Genomic DNA, 17,843 nt, shown 5'->3' with positions numbered 1-17,843 from the left:
CTCTGTCCACGAGATGGGCATCCCTGCCCCGGGGTTCAAGCCTGGCCGGGCAACATCTGCTGCCCGGCCATCCACTCGCTAGTTCGTAATGATTTCCGGCCCCATGACCGAGTTCGGCAGGAAGGTCGAAATCCACGGGATATACGTCACCATGATCAGGAAGACGAACAGCACCGCCAGGAAGGGCAGCGCGGCCCGCACGACGCTCATCATCGGCATGCCTGCCACGCCTGAGGTCACGAACAGGTTCAACCCGACCGGAGGGGTGATCATCCCAATCTCCATGTTCACCACCATGATGATGCCCAGATGGATCGGATCGATGCCCAGCTCGATGGCAATCGGGAACACCAGCGGTGCAACGATGACCAACAGGCCCGAAGGCTCCATGAACTGACCACCGATCAGCAGGATCACGTTCACCACGATCAGGAAGGTTACAGGACCCAGCCCAGCAGACAACATCGCCTCGGCAATATGCTGCGGCACCTGTTCGTCCGTCAGAACATGCTTGAGGATCAACGCGTTGGCGATGACGAACAGCAGCGTGACGGTCAGCTTACCGGCCTCAAACAGCGTGTGTTTGGTATCCGGATGGAAGAATGCGGTAATCAGCGCATGCGGTTTCTTAAACAACGAAACATTTGCTGTTCCGTCTTCCGTGCTGAGCGGCCCCATATCCTTGTAGACAAAGCTGGCAATGAAGAAAGCATAGACCGCAGCCACCGCTGCGGCCTCGGTCGGTGTGAAGATGCCGCCATAGATGCCGCCAAGGATGATCACGATCAGGAACAAGCCCCAACCCGCCTCACGCGCCGAGACGAAGATTTCGCCCCAGCCCTTCCAATCGCCCTTCGGCAGGTTCTTGACCTTGGCCATGACATAAATGGTGATCATCAGCATCAAACCGGCCATCAGGCCCGGAATGACCCCTGCCAGGAACATGCGCCCGACCGAGACCTCGACGGCGGCCGCGTAAACAACCATTACAATCGACGGCGGGATCAGGATGCCCAGCGTCCCCGCGTTACAGATCACACCGGCGGCGAACTCTTTGGAGTAACCAACCTGCCGCATCCCTGCGATCACGATGGACCCGATGGCGACCACAGTCGCTGGCGACGATCCAGACAAGGCCGCAAACAGCATACAGGCGAACACACCCGCAATTGCTAGACCGCCCGGCAAATGCCCAACACACGCGATTGAGAACCGGATGATCCGCCGCGCCACGCCACCCGTCGTCATGAAGGACGAGGCCAGAATAAAGAACGGGATCGCCAGAAGGGTAAAGTGACCCTCGAACGCTTCAAACAGCGTGCCCGCGACCGAAGCCAATGAACTGTCGGAATAGATCAGCAGAAACAGGGTCGAGCTGAGGCCCAAAGCCACCGCAATGGGAACACCGATCAGCAGCAGCCCGATGACCATCGAGAAAAGAAGTACAACATCCATCAGTTATGCTCCCCCTGCTGCGCGCGAACCTCTTCGATCTCATCTTCAACCTCGTGGCTGGCGACCAGGCGGTCGGTCTCACCACGCCAAATCTGTACAGCGACCTGGGCAAAGCGGATCACCAGTAACAGCATCGACAAAGGCAGGATGAAATAGGGAACGACCTTGGGTAGTTTTTCGTAATATTCGCCGTAGTTGATCAGGCCCTCCAGAAACCGCAGCGGAGCGATCATCGGGATATCGTCAACTTCGTAAAAGCTCTGACTGCGTGCATCAAAGTTCAGACCCGTGGGAAACCAGCGGCCCGAGGTTGGCGGCAAATCCGCGAACACAGCCCAGTAGTCATAAGACCCTTTCAACAGCAAAAGCGAGAAAACCAGACAACAGGCAACGGCAATCAACGCTAAAATGCGGCGCGGCGCAGGAGCCAGCATGTTCAGGATCGCATCGACGCCCAGATGTGCGTGCTTTTTCACCGCATAAGAAGCGCCCAGCAGCACCAGCCAGCCGAACATGAACACCGTCAGCTCCAGCGCCCATAGAATGTTGGAATTAAAGAAGAACCGGGCGATCACATTGGCAAAGGTCACGGCCGTCATCAGGCCCAGCAGCAATGCGATCAGGGTTTCTTCGATATGGTCGACCAGCCCGGTCGGGCCGGATTTCGCACCAGACATCTTTCTGTCCCCGCAATTTTTGTGATGAGAGTGATAGCGGGCGGGCTTTCACAGCCCGCCCGGCCTGCGCGTCGAATACTCCCCAGTCCCCTGGCGCGCGGCCTGATCCGGATCAGAACCCGGCGTTGATCGCCTGCGCGGCGTCAATCTTGTCCTGACCCACGTCACCAGCGAACTGATCCCAAACGGGCTTCATCGCATCGACCCAGGCCTGGCGCTGCTCTGGGTTCAACTCACGAATGATGCCGCCTGCGTCGGTGATCGAGGCTTTGGCCGCTTCGTTCACTGCGAAGGCTTCCTTGTTCCGTTGCTCGGTCACTTCGGTCAAAATGGTCGTGAACTGGTCACGTACTTCCGGGTCCAGGCTGTCCAACCAGTCTACCGAGGTCACTACCAGATAGTCGATGATGCCGTGATTGGTTTCGGTGATGCCGTCCTGCACCTCAAAGAACTTTTTGCCGTAGATGTTCGACCAGGTATTCTCCTGCCCGTCGACAACACCCTGCTGCAGCGCGCCATAGACTTCCGAGAAGGCCATTTTCTGCGGGCTGCCACCGATGGCTTCCATCTGGGCAACCAATACGTCCGAGGACTGCACGCGGAATTTCAGACCATCGGCATCTGACGGATCAACCAAAGGCTTGTTGGCCGACATCTGCTTCATGCCATTGTGCCAGAAGGCCAGCCCCTGCAGGCCACGGCGCTGCATGCTGTCTTTCATCGCCTGACCATCTGCTGATGCTTGGAACGCATCCACAGCATCGATGTTCTTGAACATGAACGGCAGGTCGAACAGGCGGAATTGTTTGGTAAATTTCTCGAACTTCGACAGCGACGGTGCGGCCAGTTGCACATCGCCCTGCAGCATGGCCTCAAGCACTTTGTCATCGTTGTAGAGGGTGGAGTTCGGATAAACCTCCATGCACATCACGCCCTGCATCTCGTCATTGACGCGCTGCTCCAGCAGCGAGGCAGCGATGCCCTTGGGGTGTTTGTCGGTATTGGTAACATGCGCGAATTTGACGACAATCTCGCCGTCATCACAGGCCGCGATGCCTGCTGTGGCGGTTACCGTAAGCGCTATCGCCGTTGCGGCGGTTGCTAGAAGTTTCATCTGTCTTCCTCCCTGACTTCAAAACAGTTCAACAGGTGCCGCACGGGCACCGCATGCCAGGCAGTCAAACGAATCAATATTATCCGCACAACGATTTGATGAATTTCGATTGAAATACCAATTCATTTTGAAATATCATATAGTTACAAGAAAATTTTCCTCAATCGCGTATGGCGCGGTACAGGTTTGTGCGAAAAACCGCACAGCGAAATCTGTGAATGTGCGGATTTTCGCACGGATATCGAATCACCAGACTCGAATCACATTCATGAGCCAAAGGCACCGCCCGCAGCCCGCGCCAGCGGGCTGCCCGGCCCAACAGCTTTGCCCGCATGACATGCGGACAAAGCTGGCGGGAGGGTTTGCTTACCGGCGGTAATCTTCCGGTTTGATGTGGTACCGTGCCAATTTGTCATAAAAGGTCTTGCGCGGCAGTTTCAGCGCCTTGGCGGCCTCTGCCGCTTTGCCGTTATGCCGCCCCAAAGCAGCAATCAACAACGACCGTTCAACCCGCGCCATCTGATCGCTGAGCCCAAGTTCCGCCGCCTGTGCGACATCCTCTGGCATACCCAGAACAAACCGCATCGCCGCCGACATCAGCGATCGCGCATTGCCCGGCCAATCGCGCGCCATGAGCGAGGCCAGATGTTCCGGCGTAATCTCTGGCTCGGGTATGCCCGCCTGTTCAGCCGCTTGCGCGACATAGTGTCGGAAGATAATCGGGATATCCTCGGGCCGCTCCGCAAGTGATGGGATACGCACCCGCATGACATCCAACCGATAGAAGAGATCGGCGTTGAACTGCCCCTGATCGGACAGAGCAGACAGATCAGCCGTTGTACCTGCGATAATCCGTGTCTGGGTGCCCTGCTCCATCAGCTCGAGCGCGGCGTATTGCGTTGCCACCGGCAACGCCGATATTTCATCCAGAAATAGCGACCCGCCCGCAGCAGACTCCGCACTATGAGCGAGATCATCTGCGCCTAGCTCTGAGGCAGGGCGTTTCACGAACGATCCCTGCCCAACGGGTGACATCAGATGCACCACCTCAGCCACCTTTGATATGCCGCTACCCGGTGGGCCGGTCACCAGAACCTCTGCCCCGGTCGAGGCAACGCTGCGCACCCTGTCGCGCAGCGTTCCCGCCTGCGTGGACAAACCAAACAGCAGCCGCGCGGCCGGATCGCCGCGCTCAAGCTCTGATTTCAGAGCCCGCTTTTCAAGAACGTGGCCACGCGCAGCAAAGGCACGTTCAAGGACGGTCAACAGATCTGCAGCAGCGCAGGGCTTTTCCAGAAAATCGAAAGCTCCCTGCCCCATGGCCTTAACCGCCATTGGGATATCACCCTCCCCTGTTAACAGGATAACAGGCAGGTCCGGATCAACTTCATGCGCATAGGTCAACAGGTGAAACCCATCCCGCCCCGGCATCCGAATATCTGACAGTATCACACCCGGAAAATCGGCACGTATGTGATCCTTGGCTGCAACAAACGATCCCACGGACAGAGGCTCATAGTCGGCCAGCTCCAGCGTCTGTGATAACGCCTCACGCACCGCCGCGTCGTCATCCACCAACAGCACCTTGCGCGTCATGCCACCTTGTCCTCTGCAAAATGCTCCAGTTCCACGCTGAACACAGCACCTTCTTCCGCATTCGCACCCCGGATATTGCCGCCAAAGCTCTGCACCAAACCGTAAGAGATGGACAGTCCAAGACCCAACCCTTCGGACGAGCCTACGGATTTTGTAGTGTAGAAAGGTTCAAACAGCTTATCCGGGTCTTCGATCCCCGGCCCGGTATCACGGATGAACACGACCAGACGATCGCCGCTGTCGATCTGAATACTAATCCTTTTGTCCGCCTGACCGCTCATAGCGTCGATGGCGTTGTTGATCAGGTTCACAAAGACCTGCGCCAGACGGACCTCTCCGCCCCAGGCATTCACCGCATGGGAAGGCGGCACCCAGTCCAATGCCACTTGTTCCTCTCGCAGGCGCGGCTCGGTCAATTCAACCGCTGACTGGATCACCTGCACCAGATCAACCTTTCCCATCGGCTCACTCTCATTGCGGGCAAAGGCCCTGAGGTTCTTGATGATCCGCGCCATGCGTGCGGCCATCTCCGAGATACGTCCAAGGTTTTTCCCGGCTTTGTCGCCCTGCCCGCGCTCCATATAGGCCGCGCCATTGTCGGCAAATTGCTGGATCGCCATCAGCGGCTGGTTCAACTCGTGGCTGATGCCCGCAGACATCTGCCCCAACGCACTGAGCTTTCCAGCCTGAACCAAATCCGCTTGCGCTTTCTTCAGCGCCGCTTCAGCCTCCTGCCGTTCCGCCACTTCGCGCCGAAGGGCCGTATTGGCCGTTGTCAGGTCACGCGTCCGTTTCGCCACACGACCTTCCAGCACCGCATTTGCCTCGGTCAGAGTGCGCCGCCGCTCGGTTGCCAGAAACAACAGCGCTCCGAAGGCCAGACAGATTGCCGCAACCGCTGCCGCCTGCAGGCCCGCCAAACGCCGCGCCGGGGCCACATCCACCAGCACCTCAGCCGTCATGTCGATCACTGGCAAATCTAGTGTCAGATGCAGAGCCCGTTTTGGCAAATAGCGACCCCAGTTCAACGACCAGAGCTCATGTCCACCCACCCAAGACGAGGCAAAATCAATCGGGATCCCATCTGGCGGTGTGAGCCCCCTTTGCCCCTCAGCCCGTGACCAGAACAGAAGATCGGACCGGTTCGAGATAAAGACGACCCCGTCATTGTCCACGAAAAACACCGCCTCGGTACTACCGCGCCAGGTCTGTTCCACATCCTGCACGTCCGCGACCACCATGAGCACGCCATCAACCTGACCAGTGGGGCCGAAACTGGGTGCGACATAGGAATAGGTCCTGTTTCCGCTGTCCGGTTCAACACCATGCGCGCTGCCCATGGCACCCTGCAGGGCGCGCTTGAACGCCGGATGCGCTGCCATATTGCGCGACCCTACCGGCTTTGCGGATACCAGAACCCGGCCTGCCGGATCCAAATAGATCATATTGATTGCAGCTGTCTTGTCTGCCACATCCAGCAGCATCAGACGGGCCTCCAATTCCTGTGCCGGAGTCCTCAGGTCTTGCAGCGTCGGATGGTTCGCCATCAACACTGCAAGCTCTTGATAGACCTGCATCTGAGTACTCAACCGGTCAGCCGCCAGTTCCAGATCGGCCTCAGCCTTTTGGCTCAGTTGCGACAGCGCCTGCCGGTATCCATAAGACCAGACAGCGGTCGCCAACAAACCGACTGCCAACAGAAATCCTACAATGACCCAAACCCTTTGCATCACATAGGGTCTTGCATTCACCACGCCCGATGGCAAGTCTGCGCGACATGAAGACCCTGTCACAATCCCCGACTAATCCTGATTTTGTCCAAAACCCCTATCCTTTCTACGACAAGGCCCGCGCCTGTGGTGATCTGTTCTATTGGGAGGATTACCAGATGGTCTCAGCAGTTTCGCACAAGGCTGTGCAGGCACTGTTTCGGGACAGACGGTTTGGCCGTGAGGTTCCACCTGAACGCGCCCAACCCGCGCCCGATCATCTGGCCCCTTGGTTGGCGATCGAGGCGCATTCTTTGCTCGAAACTGAACCGCCCCGCCACACGCGCCTACGTGCCTTGATCAACCGCGCCTTCACGTCGCGCGCGATTACCAGCCTTGCGCCATCCATCGAAACGCTCTGCCACGCGTTGATCGATCAATTTACTGATACGTCGTTCGACCTGCTGGAGGCTTATTGTACCCAAATCCCGGTCATCACGATCTGCCGACTTCTGGGTGTGCCCGAGACAATGGCCCCTGACCTGCTGCGCTGGTCCCACGATATGGTCGCCATGTACCAGGCCAACCGCACCATTGAAACGGAACACCGGGCGGCGCAATCCTCGCGCGAGTTTGCCGAATTTCTTCTGGGCTACATCGATCAGCGACGCACGGACCCGCGTGATGACCTGATCACCCGCCTTATTGCGGCTGAGGAAGAAGAAGAGAAACTCTCGACAGATGAACTGGTCGCCACCTGCATCCTGCTTTTAAATGCCGGGCATGAGGCAACGGTGCATTCACTCGGCAATGGGGTCAAAACACTGTTGCAAACCCAAACTGACAAAGCGGCGTTGGCATCTGATACCATAGACTCCACAGTCGAAGAAATCCTGCGCTACGACCCGCCGCTACATATGTTCACACGCTATGCCTATGAAGATATCGAGGTCTTTGGTCACTCATTCAAACGCGGTGATCAGGTGGCACTGCTGCTTGGGGCCGCCAATCGAGACCCTGAGGCTTGGTCTGATCCAACCCCCTTCGATCCAACTCGGCCGATCCAAACCAATTCCAGCTTTGGCGGCGGCCTTCATTTCTGCGTGGGTGCGCCGCTCGCTCGGCTTGAAATGCGCATCGCCTTGCCAATCCTGTTCGACAGATGCCCCGATTTGCGATTGACCGAACCTCCGCACTATTCGAACAGCTACCATTTCCACGGCCTGAAAAAACTCATGGTTCAACGCTGAATCGCGCGTACCGCACGATGCCTCCGGCGGAGATATTCTGGGCTAGATGAACAGGGATCCAGACTTCATCTGGCCAAAAATATCCCGGGGGAGGCGCCCCTTCAGGGGCGTCGGGGGCAGCGCCCCCTGACCACCTATTCAACGGCTAAAGCATTCAAGGGAAGCATTGTCGTTGATTTTAACTCTTCCATCGACAGCAGTGCGGTAACGTTGTGCACACGCACTTCAGCGATCAGAGATTGATAGAACTGATCGTAAGCGCGCGCATTTTTAACGCGCACCTTCAGGATATAATCGATATCCCCGGCCAGGCGGTGCGCCTCCTGCACTTCGGGCTGATCCCGCAATGCTTTCAGGAACTTGCGCTGCCACTCTGCCTCATGTTCCGAGGTCCGGATCAGAACAAAGAATGTCGCCTCAAACCCCAGCGCCTCGGCATCCAGCAAAACCGTTTGCTGGCCAATAATACCGGCGCTTTTGAGTTTGCGGATTCGATTCCACACAGGCGTCTTGGAACTGCCTACCCTGGCCGCTATTTCGTCCAGCGACTGACTGGCATCGCGTTGTAGCTCGGCCAGAATTTTCCGATCTGTGCTGTCTATCCGCACCGTCATTCCGGTTTTCCTTCAATTTCAGAACCCGCGTCCCACCAGATGCAATCATTGGAACGTACGTTCTTATTTGATCGGCAATATGGCGATTTGCTGGGAATATTTCCTATATTGAGAGACAAGTCAAACCACGCTCTGGACGATCTGATGCAGTTCGAACGCAAAATAGGATATGTCGAATTTGTCGGCGCGGGACCCGGTGATCCGGACCTGCTGACACAAAAGGCGCTCAAAGCCTTCGCAGCTGCGGATGTCGTACTGCATGACCGGCTGATCAGCGCAGAGATTCTGGCGCTCGCCGGTCAGACTGCAACTCTTGTCGATGTCGGGAAGGCCGGGTTTGGACCCTCCTGGAAACAAAGTGATATCGACGCGCTTCTGGTCGACTATGCGCTCAAGGGCAACCGCGTCGTGCGCCTGAAATCCGGTGACCCCACCGTGTTTGGACGACTGGATGAAGAAATCGACGCCGTCGATGCTGCGGGCATCCGTTGGAGCATCGTTCCGGGCATCACCGCCGCGTCTGCCGCCGTTGCGGGAATTGGCCAAAGCCTCACCCGGCGCGGTCGCAACTCTTCGGTTCGCTTTTTGACCGGGCATGACATGAAAGGCTTTGCCGATCACGATTGGTCTACGCTTGCCCGCAATGGCTCGGTTGCCGCGATCTATATGGGCAAGAAATCTGCGCGGTTCATTCAGGGCCGTCTGATCATGCATGGCGCGGATCGCGCGACCCCGATCACTTTGGTCGAAAACGCCTCGCGCCCTGATCAGCGCGTTCTCACCACCAGCCTCGATCAACTGCCCACCGACCTGAGCGCCGCCGAAATGGACGGCCCGGTTCTGACATTCTATGGCCTTGCCCCGCGTCAGGCAGCTGAGGCCCTGACCGAATTCAATAAGGAGCTTGCCTGATGGCCCGCGCTTTTACCCCCAAAGTTGTCACCGCCAATGATCTGTTGGAAGGCGATGTGATCTATCAGACCGAGGATGACCGCTGGTCGCGCGAATTATCCGAGGCAGAACTGATCACCGATGAAGCCCATGCACAGGTGCGTCTGCTGGATGCTGCCCGGCAGGCTAACAAGATCGTCGGTGCCTACCTGGCCGATGCAGCCGCTGGCGAAAACGGCCCTGAACCCACCCATTTCCGAGAGGAGTTCCGCAGCACCGGACCCTCGAACTATGCCCATGGCAAGCAGGAAACCGAAACGCAGCCCCGGGCCTGATAACTGGCCCTTCTCTCTCCCCTTCAAGGCCCCTGGTTTCGGGGCTGCAACTAAGGACAGCTAGATATGTATCGCTACTCCGAGTTCGACACAGCATTCCTGGCAGAACGCAACAAGCAGTTCCGCGCCCAGGTTGAGCGCCGCATTGACGGCTCGTTGACCGAAGATGAATTCAAGCCCCTGCGCCTGATGAACGGCCTGTACCTACAGCTGCACGCCTACATGCTGCGCGTCGCCATTCCCTATGGCACGCTGAGCAGCGCGCAAATGCGCCAACTGGCTTTGTTGGCCGAAAAGTGGGACAAGGGCTATGGCCATTTCACCACCCGCCAGAACATCCAGTATAACTGGCCGAAACTAAAAGACGTGCCGGATATGCTGGACGCGCTGGCCGAGGTTGGCATGCACGCCATTCAGACCAGCGGCAACACGATCCGCAACGTGACCGCCGACCATTTCGCCGGTGCCGCCGCGGATGAGGTCGCCGACCCGCGCCCCTATGCCGAACTTCTGCGCCAGTGGTCGACTGACCACCCGGAATTCCAGTTCATGCCGCGCAAGTTCAAGATCGCCATCACCGGCAGCGAAAACGACCGCGCCGTAATCAAGGCCCATGACATCGGCCTGCGACTGGTTGAGAGAGGCGGCGTTCTGGGCGCCCGCGTCATCGTGGGCGGTGGTCTGGGCCGGACCCCAATGATCGGCAAGGAACTGTCTGACTTCGTCGCCTTTGACGACCTGCTGGCTTACCTGGAAGCTACGGTTTCGGTTTGGAACCAGATCGGCCGTCGCGACAACAAGTACAAAGCGCGGATCAAGATCACCGTGCATGAACACGGCATCGACGCCATCCGCGCCAAGGTGAACGAGCGTTTCCTTCAGGTCCGCCCGCAGTTCAAGGGCGCTGATATGAACCTGTTGGAAGAGATCAAGGGCCACTTCGCGCCGCCCACCTTCCGCGAAGGCTCGGTTGCGTCTTTTGAGTCTGCCTACACCAATGATCCTGTGTTCCGGTCGTGGGTCGACACCAACATCGCGCCGCACAAGAATGCGGATCACGCGATTGTCACCATCTCAATCAAGAAACACGGCGCAACCCCGGGCGATGCAACGGCCGAGCAGATGCGCGTCATGGCCGATTTGGCCCAAGAGTTCGCCTATGATGAGCTGCGCATCAGCCATGAGCAGAACGTGATCCTGCCGCATGTCCACAAATCGGACCTGCCCGCGATCCATGCCAAACTGAAAGAACACGAACTGGCCACGGCCAATATTGGCCTGATCAGCGACATCATCGCCTGCCCCGGCATGGATTACTGCGCGCTGGCGACGGCGCGTTCGATCCCGGTTGCTCAGGAAATCGCCACCCGTTTCGAAGACCTGAAGCTGGAGCACGACATTGGCCACCTGAAGATCAAGATCTCGGGCTGTATCAACGCCTGTGGTCATCACCATGTCGGCCATATCGGCATCCTGGGTTTGGATCGCGCAGGTGTCGAAAACTACCAGATCACTCTGGGTGGCGACGGCACAGAGACCGCGGCCATTGGCGACCGCACAGGTCCGGGCTTTGCCTATGACGAGATCGTTCCAGCCGTCGAGCGCATCGTCGACACCTATCTGGAACTGCGTGAGAGCGCTGAAGAGGAGTTCCTGCAAACCTACCGTCGCGTTGGCATGGCGCCGTTCAAGGCAGCCCTCTACCCCGAGGCGCAGGCGAATGCCGCTTGATCTGATCCAGACGGAACTGGGCAAGGATCGGCGTGAACTGACCGAAAAGGTTAGTGCGCTGAACGCCCGGTTCCGCCATCACTCTGCCCATGACGTAATGCATGGGGCCATTGAAGAAATTGAAAAGCTTGCCTTGGTCTCAAGCTTCGGCGCGGAATCGGTGGTGCTGCTGCATATGGTGGCGGTGGTCGACAAGATGACCCCTGTGTTGTTCATCGACACCCAGATGCTGTTTGCCGAGACGCTGACCTACCAGCAGGACGTCAGCGAGCGTTTAGGGTTGCAGAACGTCCAGATCATCCGCGCGGATGAGGAAGATGTACAGCGCAAAGACCCCTATGGCGCGCTGCGCCTGCGGGATACGGATGCCTGCTGCAACCTGCGCAAGACCTTCCCGCTGCAACAGGCCCTGTCGGGCTATTGCGGCTGGATCACCGGGCGCAAACGGTTTCAAGCTGGTACGCGGGCCGAACTGGATTTCTTCGAAGTCGAAGACGGAACCGGCCGGATCAAGGTGAACCCGCTGGCCCATTGGGCGCCCGAAGACGTGCGCGCCTATATGGAAGAAAACAACCTGCCGCGGCATCCGCTGGTAGCCAAAGGATACCCTTCGATCGGCTGTGCACCCTGCACATCGCCGGTCAAGGAAGGCGAAGACCCCCGCGCCGGACGCTGGCGCGATCAGAACAAGGAAGAATGCGGCATCCATTTTGTCGATGGCAAGATGGTGCGCGCCGGAGAGACAACATGAACGTAATCGTAAACGATGAGGGCTTTGCCCCCGATGACTGGACTGACGGGTTTGTCACCCTGGAAGATGCCGCAAATGATGTTGTGGCGCTGGATGTGGCCTCGGATACCGATCCGGATGAGTTGATCGATCGTCTGGGCAGCGCGCAGATGGTGCGGGTGGATTTCCCATCTTCGGCGGATGGGCGTGGCTTTACCATTGCGCGCTCGCTGAGGTTGAAGGGCTATGCAGGTAGACTCCGCGCCAAGGGCCATGTACTGGCGGATCAATATGCCATGGCACGTCGTTGCGGCTTTGACGAGGTCGAGATTGACGATGCCCTGGCCACCCGCCAGCCCGAAGATCAATGGCTCGCCCGCGCCAATTGGCAAGACAACAACTATCAGGCCCGCCTGCGCGGCTAAACCCGCCATCGCCAGCCAACCGGAACAGGGGGGCAATCTGTCCCCTTTTCCTGACCTGGATCAAAGATTAAACGGAGATGTCGGTTTAACACACCGGCAGTGAAACGATGACAGAGATGAAACCCGTGAGTGAAGCGACCGCCGTGAAGGCCCCCGTTCTGCCTGACGCACAGACCGTGACCGATGTAAAGCATTGGACCGAAAGCCTGTTTTCGTTCAAAGTGTCGCGCCCTGCGACGCTGCGCTTCCGTTCGGGCGAATTCGTAATGATCGGCCTGATGGGCGACCCGGACCCCAAGACCGGCCGCCAGAAGCCTTTGTTGCGCGCCTATTCGATTGCGTCGCCATCCTGGGATGAAGAGCTGGAGTTCTATTCGATCAAGGTGCAGAACGGCCCTTTGACCTCAAAATTGCAGCACATCAAACCGGGTGACCAGATCATCCTGCGGCCCAAGCCTGTTGGAACTTTGGTCCATGACGCGCTGCTGCCGGGCAAGCGCCTGTGGTTCTTTGCCACCGGCACAGGCTTTGCGCCTTTTGCCTCGCTGCTGCGCGAACCTCAGACCTATGAGGACTACGATGAGGTGATCATCACCCATACCTGCCGCGAAGTGGCCGAGTTGGAATATGGTCGTCAGCTGATCGAAAGCATCCGTCAGGACGAATTGCTGGCCGAGCTGATCGGCGAAGGCTTTGCCGACAAGATCCGCTACTACCCGACCACCACGCGGGAACAGAGCCCCAAGATGGGCCGCATTACCGAATTGCTGAAAGACGGCACCGTGTTTGCTGATTTGGATATCGACGGCGGTATCAAGCCGGAAACCGACCGCGCGATGGTTTGTGGGTCATTGGCTTTCAACCTGGATATCAAGGAAATCCTGGAAGGGTTTGGCCTGCGCGAGGGCGCAAACTCGGAACCCAAAGAGTTCGTGATCGAAAAGGCCTTTGTCGGCTAAATCACCACGGCGTTCAGGGTCCTGATGCCCTGAACACCAAAAACACCGTCGGAAACACGGTTTTTTCGCGCCACCCGCCGCTTATGCCGCTTGAAACGCTGCCCGGCCCGGTCTAAATTCCGGGCTCGAAATTCTGCAATCATCAAAGGAATGAACCCATAGCTCGCAGACCCCACAACGCGCCGCCGCAGAGAGACACCGGACCGCGCGTCAATGACAAAATCCGTGCCCCCGAAATTCGCCTGATTGGCGCTGAAGGCGAAAATGTCGGGGTGGTTCATCCCGCCAAAGCCATGCAACTTGCTGACGAAGCTGGTCTCGACCTGGTCGAGATTTCGCCAAATGCGAATCCACCGGTTTGCAAGATCATGGACTTCGGCAAGTTCAAGTATGAAACGCAAAAGCGCGAAGCCGAAGCCCGCAAGAAGCAAAAAGTCATCGAGGTGAAAGAGGTCAAATTCCGGCCCAACACCGACACCCATGACTATGATGTCAAGATGCGCAACGTTTTCAAGTTTCTGGAAAACGGTGACAAAGTCAAAATCACGTTGCGTTTCCGCGGTCGTGAGATGGCGCACCAGAACCTGGGCCGTGAACTTCTGGAGCGAGTGGCAGAAGACGTTAAGGAAATCGGCAAGATCGAAAACATGCCGAAGATGGAAGGCCGTCAGATGATCATGATGATCGGTCCGCTTCCGCAGAAATAAACCCGATTGCAGAAGCCCCCTTGAAGCCAAGGGGGCTTTGTTGCGCGCGCGCTACTGGCTTTTACGGTCTTTGTTCCACAAAATCGCGTCTCGCAAGTCAAAGCCAAGCGAAACAAGATCGACCACCAACAGCACCAGCAAAAACTGCGCATAAATCGGCAGAAGATCGGTATGCGTGTTCAGAACGTAGACGATGATCAAAACCATCGGCGTCCAGAACAGCAGATGCGGAAGCGCCATGGCGCGCGACATGCCACGCTCTGCCATCATGATCGGCAGGTTCAATGCCATCCCCAGAATGGCCAGTCCCGTAATAACTGCGCCATAGGGCTGATCCAGAAACGCCAGCGGTATCAGGTTGGCCGGAACCAATATAACCGACATCCAGATTTGAACCCAGGCCGGAAGTTTTCGGAAGCTGATCCAGATATCTTTGAGCATTTTCAGGGGCCTCACCGTCTTTATTGCAGGTTGACCTTAATCAGGTCTTCGCCGGCTGAAAGACCCTTCACAGAATTGTCAGAGGGACGCTTCCAACGCCGACGAAAGCTTGGTGACCAACTCGTCGATCTGGGTCTCTTCGATGATGAAAGGCGGTGCCAGCAGGACGTGATCACCGGTTTTGCCATCGCGCGTGCCCGACATCGGATAACAAATCAGACCCTCGGCCAGCGCCGCTTTCTTAACCTTCCCCGCAAGACCCAAAGCGGGATCAAACGGGGTTTTGGTCGCACGATCCGCCACCAGTTCCAGCCCCCAGAACAGACCTCGCCCGCGTATATCCCCCAGATGAGGATGTTGGCCAAAGGCAGCGTTCAGCGCAGCCTCCAACTTCTCGCCCATCGAACCGGCGCGTTCTGGCAAGCCTTTGGAGGTCAATTCCTGAACCACGGCCAGTGCGGCTGCGGTTGCCACAGGATGGCCGATATAGGTGTGACCATGCTGGAAAAAGCCTGATCCATCCCGAATGGCATCATAGATTTTTCCGGTGCACAACATCGCCCCGATTGGTTGATATCCGGCCCCCAACCCTTTGGCGATACATAGGATATCCGGGCTGACCTGATCATGATTGCAGGCGAACAGATGGCCGGTTCGCCCCATGCCACACATGACCTCGTCCAAAATCAGAAGTACACCATATTGATCGCAAATCTCGCGGATCCGCTGGAAATACCCCTCAACGGCAGGAACCGCCCCCAAGGTTGCGCCCACCACGGGCTCCGCCATGAACGCCATAACTGTATCCGGCCCAAGGCGTAGGATTTCGGCCTCAAGCTCATTGGCGACGCGCTGACCATAATCAAAGCTGCTCTCATCATCTGGTTTTTCCGCATATTCGTAACAGGCCGCGATATGGGACATCCCGATCAACATCGGCGCAAACTGCGCCCTGCGCCATTCATTACCCCCAGCTGACAAGGCCCCCAACGTGTTGCCATGGTAGCTCTGCTTGCGGGCAATCACATGACGGCGCTCGGGCTGCCCGATCTCAAGATAGTACTGTCGCGCCAGTTTGATCGCCGCCTCGGTGGCCTCGGACCCGCCCGATACAAAGTAAACCCGCTCTAAATCACCTGGAGCGTGTTTGATCAGCAAATCCGCCAGCGCTTCAGCCGGTTCCGTGGTCATAAAGCCGCTATGTGCAAACGCTATTTGTTCCACTTGCTGCTGCACGGCCTTTATGACCGCCGGGTTGGAATGGCCCAGACAGGACACAGCCGCGTCCCCACAATCCAAGTAACGTTTGCCGTCGGCATCGATCAGGTAACACCCGTCACCCGCAACGGCGACGGGCAAGGTGGATTTGGTATGGCGGGGAAATACGTGGCTCATTGGGAAGCTCCTTTAAGCAAAGCGATGAGTGCTGTGACCGAGGCTGTATTGTCAGGCCAGGGCTGGCCGTCCGAATTCGTCAGGCTGTTCTCAAATCCCACCCGCAGATCACCGCCCTGCCGCGCCGCCTCAGCCAGACACGCATGTTCCAGCGGCCCAAACGCGCACACCATCCACGGGGAAGTGTCCTGCGGGATGGATGCGATATCTTCGGGTGAGGAGGCTTGGTTGACCGTATAACGCCCCAGCACCAGCAGGCGATCCACCTGCCCGTCTCGCACAATGTCCGCCTTCTGCCATGTCTTCAACAGCGCCGCATCCTCAGCGTCATACAGAATGTGCTGCACCCGCGTGCCCTGATCATGACACATCCCATACACACGCTCGGCCAGATCCGGCTGCCGAGCGATTTCGCGCACCGAGATCGAGGCCCATTTGGGTCGAACCTGACGCAAGCACTCAAACTGAGCGCCGACGTCATAGATGCCAGCTGCCTCAGTCGTGATCTGAACATCCATCTGAGGTATCTGCGTGTTCAGCTCTGCAACGGCCTCAAGATATCGCCCTGCGTCCAGCGAATGCCGCCCATCTTCGTCTCGAATGTGAAGGTGCAGACCATTCGCCCCCGCCGTATGACATGCCCGTGCGGTCGCTATGGTCTGTTCCAATGTAACCGGCAGCTTGGCGTGATCCTCCGGCCCTCGCCGGGCGCCATTCGGCGCGACAAGTATATAGGGGTTTCTGGCCATCGGACCCTCCTGAATTTTCAAAGATCGACCTATCCTGCTTCGCCCTGTTTTCAATTGGCAATATAGAAAACATATGTTTTCTTTTTCTGATGACCGATACGTTTACCCAATTGATCAGAACCCTCAGGCAAAAAATCGATCACATGCCACCGCAACTGCAGGCAGCGGCGAAATATGTGATCGATCACCCCGGCGATTTCGGCCTTGATCCGATCCGTACAACGGCCCGGAAGATCGGCGTCAGCTCCAACGTCCTTGTCCGCCTTGCTCAACGGATGGGCTATGACGGCTTCGACGCATTCCGTCACCCCTTTCGGCAAGCCTTGGTCACGGATGGAGAGGATCGCTTGCACCAGGATTGGCTATCGCTTCAATCGTCCGAAGGGCCGTTCAGCGCGACCCAAGCCGATTTTGCCCGCAATGAGTTGAACGTGGTCGCCCGATCCCTGCGCCTTATGGAGCCTGGACGGGTCAAGGCCGCAACAGATCTCATTCTAAACACGCAACGATGCTTTGTCACAGCAACGCGGGCCAGCTATGCTCTGGCTTATTACTTTCATTATGCGGGTCGCATGGCGCATCCCGGATTGCAACTGGTTCCCCGGCATATGGGCTCTGCCACAGATGATCTGCTGGATGCAGGCAGCGACGATTGCCTGCTTGCCATAACGGTCAGGCCCTATTCAGCGGAAACCATCCGCACCATGCGCTTTGCTGCCGACAAAGGTGTCCGGATCATCCTGATTTCAGATAGTGAAGTGATCGCACCGGGAGTGCGCCCCGACATCAGCTTGCAGATCAGCACACGTTCGATGCACCATTTCTCCAGCTTCTCCGGGGCCATGGCAGTTCTCGAATGCCTGCTGGGCCATCTGTTTGCTGCAGGTGGTCAAGATGCGCTTCACCGGGTCGAGGCCTATGAGAAAGCCCGGGAAGACACAGGCGCATATTGGCAGCCGCATAAACTGCCCAGACTGCGCCGCACATGAAAAAGCCCCGGAGAACCGGGGCTTTGCTTTGTTTATTGGTTTTCTATCAACAGGCCTGGACTGCGCGTTTGGTCAT

The 17,843-nt window shown here is 57.5% G+C and carries 17 protein-coding genes and 1 pseudogene; 9 read left to right on the top strand and 9 right to left on the bottom strand.

What is annotated here, in order from left to right:
• Positions 1–78: 78 nt before the first annotated feature.
• The 5 genes from AC2FFE_RS20405 to AC2FFE_RS20385 all read right to left on the bottom strand — a co-directional run bounded on the left by AC2FFE_RS20405 (position 79) and on the right by AC2FFE_RS20385 (position 6,572).
• A complete protein-coding gene (locus tag AC2FFE_RS20405; RefSeq protein WP_496821036.1) occupies positions 79–1,455 on the bottom strand; it encodes a TRAP transporter large permease in 1,377 nt (458 codons plus the stop codon).
• Positions 1,455–2,132 carry a TRAP transporter small permease gene (locus AC2FFE_RS20400; RefSeq protein WP_480862167.1) on the bottom strand — a complete coding sequence of 226 codons (678 nt, stop codon included), beginning with the start codon at positions 2,130–2,132 and terminating at the stop codon, positions 1,455–1,457. The genes AC2FFE_RS20405 and AC2FFE_RS20400 overlap by 1 nt, the downstream gene beginning before the upstream one ends.
• 112 nt (positions 2,133–2,244) lie before the next feature.
• Entirely contained in the window at positions 2,245–3,246 is a 1,002-nt protein-coding gene (locus tag AC2FFE_RS20395; protein ID WP_496821035.1) for a DctP family TRAP transporter solute-binding subunit, read from the bottom strand.
• Between the two features lie 366 nt (positions 3,247–3,612).
• Positions 3,613–4,842: a sigma-54-dependent transcriptional regulator gene (locus AC2FFE_RS20390; protein WP_496847556.1), complete on the bottom strand. Its 1,230-nt coding sequence runs from the start codon at positions 4,840–4,842 to the stop codon at positions 3,613–3,615.
• Positions 4,839–6,572, bottom strand: a complete 1,734-nt coding sequence (locus tag AC2FFE_RS20385) for a sensor histidine kinase (protein ID WP_496847554.1) — start codon at positions 6,570–6,572, stop codon at positions 4,839–4,841. The genes AC2FFE_RS20390 and AC2FFE_RS20385 overlap by 4 nt, the downstream gene beginning before the upstream one ends.
• A gap of 47 nt (positions 6,573–6,619) precedes the next feature.
• Between AC2FFE_RS20385 and AC2FFE_RS20380 the strand changes: the two genes are divergently transcribed.
• Complete coding sequence (locus AC2FFE_RS20380; RefSeq protein ID WP_496847552.1) at positions 6,620–7,801, top strand: cytochrome P450; 1,182 nt, start codon at positions 6,620–6,622, stop codon at positions 7,799–7,801.
• Positions 7,802–7,935: 134 nt separating this feature from the next.
• Here AC2FFE_RS20380 and AC2FFE_RS20375 read toward each other — a convergent pair whose 3' ends face one another.
• Positions 7,936–8,415: an Lrp/AsnC family transcriptional regulator gene (locus AC2FFE_RS20375; protein WP_496847551.1), complete on the bottom strand. Its 480-nt coding sequence runs from the start codon at positions 8,413–8,415 to the stop codon at positions 7,936–7,938.
• A gap of 132 nt (positions 8,416–8,547) precedes the next feature.
• Here AC2FFE_RS20375 and cobA point away from each other — a divergent pair.
• The 7 genes and pseudogenes from cobA to infC all read left to right on the top strand — a co-directional run.
• Positions 8,548–9,327, top strand: a pseudogene (gene cobA / locus AC2FFE_RS20370) (uroporphyrinogen-III C-methyltransferase); the annotation flags it as partial.
• Positions 9,327–9,641 (top strand): DUF2849 domain-containing protein, encoded by a 315-nt coding sequence (locus AC2FFE_RS20365; protein ID WP_496821030.1) that lies wholly within the window; start codon positions 9,327–9,329, stop codon positions 9,639–9,641. The pseudogene cobA and the gene AC2FFE_RS20365, both read left to right, overlap by 1 nt.
• Positions 9,642–9,707: 66 nt before the next feature.
• Complete coding sequence (locus AC2FFE_RS20360) at positions 9,708–11,372, top strand: nitrite/sulfite reductase (protein WP_496847550.1); 1,665 nt, start codon at positions 9,708–9,710, stop codon at positions 11,370–11,372.
• Positions 11,362–12,123: a phosphoadenylyl-sulfate reductase gene (locus AC2FFE_RS20355; RefSeq protein ID WP_496821028.1), complete on the top strand. Its 762-nt coding sequence runs from the start codon at positions 11,362–11,364 to the stop codon at positions 12,121–12,123. The genes AC2FFE_RS20360 and AC2FFE_RS20355 overlap by 11 nt, the downstream gene beginning before the upstream one ends.
• Positions 12,120–12,527, top strand: a complete 408-nt coding sequence (locus AC2FFE_RS20350; RefSeq protein ID WP_496821026.1) for a DUF934 domain-containing protein — start codon at positions 12,120–12,122, stop codon at positions 12,525–12,527. The genes AC2FFE_RS20355 and AC2FFE_RS20350 overlap by 4 nt, the downstream gene beginning before the upstream one ends.
• 107 nt (positions 12,528–12,634) lie before the next feature.
• Positions 12,635–13,486, top strand: coding sequence for a ferredoxin--NADP reductase (locus AC2FFE_RS20345; RefSeq protein ID WP_496821025.1), 852 nt, complete (start codon positions 12,635–12,637; stop codon positions 13,484–13,486).
• 116 nt (positions 13,487–13,602) lie between these two features.
• Entirely contained in the window at positions 13,603–14,193 is a 591-nt protein-coding gene (infC, locus tag AC2FFE_RS20340) for a translation initiation factor IF-3 (protein ID WP_496821048.1), read from the top strand.
• Between the two features lie 51 nt (positions 14,194–14,244).
• Here the strand turns inward: infC and AC2FFE_RS20335 are convergent, their stop codons facing one another.
• From AC2FFE_RS20335 to AC2FFE_RS20325, 3 genes are all read right to left on the bottom strand, one after another.
• Entirely contained in the window at positions 14,245–14,634 is a 390-nt protein-coding gene (locus AC2FFE_RS20335; RefSeq protein ID WP_496847548.1) for a hypothetical protein, read from the bottom strand.
• 78 nt (positions 14,635–14,712) lie between these two features.
• Positions 14,713–16,029, bottom strand: a complete 1,317-nt coding sequence (locus AC2FFE_RS20330) for an aspartate aminotransferase family protein (protein WP_496847546.1) — start codon at positions 16,027–16,029, stop codon at positions 14,713–14,715.
• Positions 16,026–16,778: a beta-keto acid cleavage family enzyme gene (locus AC2FFE_RS20325; protein ID WP_496847544.1), complete on the bottom strand. Its 753-nt coding sequence runs from the start codon at positions 16,776–16,778 to the stop codon at positions 16,026–16,028. The genes AC2FFE_RS20330 and AC2FFE_RS20325 overlap by 4 nt, the downstream gene beginning before the upstream one ends.
• Positions 16,779–16,921: 143 nt before the next feature.
• Between AC2FFE_RS20325 and AC2FFE_RS20320 the strand changes: the two genes are divergently transcribed.
• Positions 16,922–17,767 carry a MurR/RpiR family transcriptional regulator gene (locus AC2FFE_RS20320; protein WP_496847542.1) on the top strand — a complete coding sequence of 282 codons (846 nt, stop codon included), beginning with the start codon at positions 16,922–16,924 and terminating at the stop codon, positions 17,765–17,767.
• Positions 17,768–17,843 lie beyond the last annotated feature (76 nt).

The organism is Ruegeria sp. YTSA168, from assembly GCF_059610045.1.
Note: the sequence above shows the minus strand (reverse complement) of the source record. Positions and strands in the feature narration are given on the sequence as shown.

Excerpts from the sequence above, each read along its gene's own strand:
- AC2FFE_RS20405 (WP_496821036.1), bottom strand. The coding sequence starts at position 1,455 with ATGGATGTTGTACTTCTTTTCTCGATGGTCATCGGGCTGCTGCTGATC.
- AC2FFE_RS20400 (WP_480862167.1), bottom strand. The coding sequence starts at position 2,132 with ATGTCTGGTGCGAAATCCGGCCCGACCGGGCTGGTCGACCATATCGAA.
- AC2FFE_RS20395 (WP_496821035.1), bottom strand. The coding sequence starts at position 3,246 with ATGAAACTTCTAGCAACCGCCGCAACGGCGATAGCGCTTACGGTAACC.
- AC2FFE_RS20390 (WP_496847556.1), bottom strand. The coding sequence starts at position 4,842 with ATGACGCGCAAGGTGCTGTTGGTGGATGACGACGCGGCGGTGCGTGAG.
- AC2FFE_RS20385 (WP_496847554.1), bottom strand. The coding sequence starts at position 6,572 with ATGCAAAGGGTTTGGGTCATTGTAGGATTTCTGTTGGCAGTCGGTTTG.
- AC2FFE_RS20380 (WP_496847552.1), top strand. The coding sequence starts at position 6,620 with ATGAAGACCCTGTCACAATCCCCGACTAATCCTGATTTTGTCCAAAAC.
- AC2FFE_RS20375 (WP_496847551.1), bottom strand. The coding sequence starts at position 8,415 with ATGACGGTGCGGATAGACAGCACAGATCGGAAAATTCTGGCCGAGCTA.
- AC2FFE_RS20365 (WP_496821030.1), top strand. The coding sequence starts at position 9,327 with ATGGCCCGCGCTTTTACCCCCAAAGTTGTCACCGCCAATGATCTGTTG.
- AC2FFE_RS20360 (WP_496847550.1), top strand. The coding sequence starts at position 9,708 with ATGTATCGCTACTCCGAGTTCGACACAGCATTCCTGGCAGAACGCAAC.
- AC2FFE_RS20355 (WP_496821028.1), top strand. The coding sequence starts at position 11,362 with ATGCCGCTTGATCTGATCCAGACGGAACTGGGCAAGGATCGGCGTGAA.
- AC2FFE_RS20350 (WP_496821026.1), top strand. The coding sequence starts at position 12,120 with ATGAACGTAATCGTAAACGATGAGGGCTTTGCCCCCGATGACTGGACT.
- AC2FFE_RS20345 (WP_496821025.1), top strand. The coding sequence starts at position 12,635 with ATGACAGAGATGAAACCCGTGAGTGAAGCGACCGCCGTGAAGGCCCCC.
- AC2FFE_RS20335 (WP_496847548.1), bottom strand. The coding sequence starts at position 14,634 with ATGCTCAAAGATATCTGGATCAGCTTCCGAAAACTTCCGGCCTGGGTT.
- AC2FFE_RS20330 (WP_496847546.1), bottom strand. The coding sequence starts at position 16,029 with ATGAGCCACGTATTTCCCCGCCATACCAAATCCACCTTGCCCGTCGCC.
- AC2FFE_RS20325 (WP_496847544.1), bottom strand. The coding sequence starts at position 16,778 with ATGGCCAGAAACCCCTATATACTTGTCGCGCCGAATGGCGCCCGGCGA.
- AC2FFE_RS20320 (WP_496847542.1), top strand. The coding sequence starts at position 16,922 with ATGCCACCGCAACTGCAGGCAGCGGCGAAATATGTGATCGATCACCCC.